Origin of the sequence: Streptomyces sp. NRRL F-2664 (assembly GCF_000719345.1) — a bacterium.
Classification (GTDB): domain Bacteria; phylum Actinomycetota; class Actinomycetes; order Streptomycetales; family Streptomycetaceae; genus Streptomyces.
In genome coordinates, this window is sequence record NZ_JOFX01000424.1 from 1 (window position 1) to 355 (window position 355).

The 355-nt window shown below is 73.2% G+C and carries 1 protein-coding gene; it reads left to right on the top strand.

Going from position 1 to position 355, the window contains the following annotated elements; translation table 11 throughout:
• Window positions 1–355 (top strand): hypothetical protein (locus IF89_RS39870; RefSeq protein ID WP_043195039.1); only part of this gene is annotated, 355 nt, incomplete at both ends.

The following is a 355-nucleotide window of genomic DNA, read 5'->3' on the forward strand; positions in this document are numbered from 1 at the left end:
GCGGACCGCGGACAACTACCGCGACGGCGCCTACGCCAAAGAGCCCGACGCCGACGGCGCGCGGGTGCTGGCCGCAGCCGACTACTCCCAGTGGGCCCACTACAAGGTCACCATGACCGACCAGGCCGGACGCAAGACGGTCTCCTCCACCGACCCGTGGGGGCACACCAGCAGTGTGACCGGCCCCGACGGCACCACCGTCAAGACCGCAGCCGACATCGTCGGCGAGGCGGTCGCGCAGGGCGTGCTGGGCAGCGACCAGGAGGATGCCGGCCTGGGCGAGGCCCGGGCCGTGTCCGTGCAGGACGCCGACACCGCGGCCCGGACCACCTCGGCGAAGGTCGTCTTCGCCGAC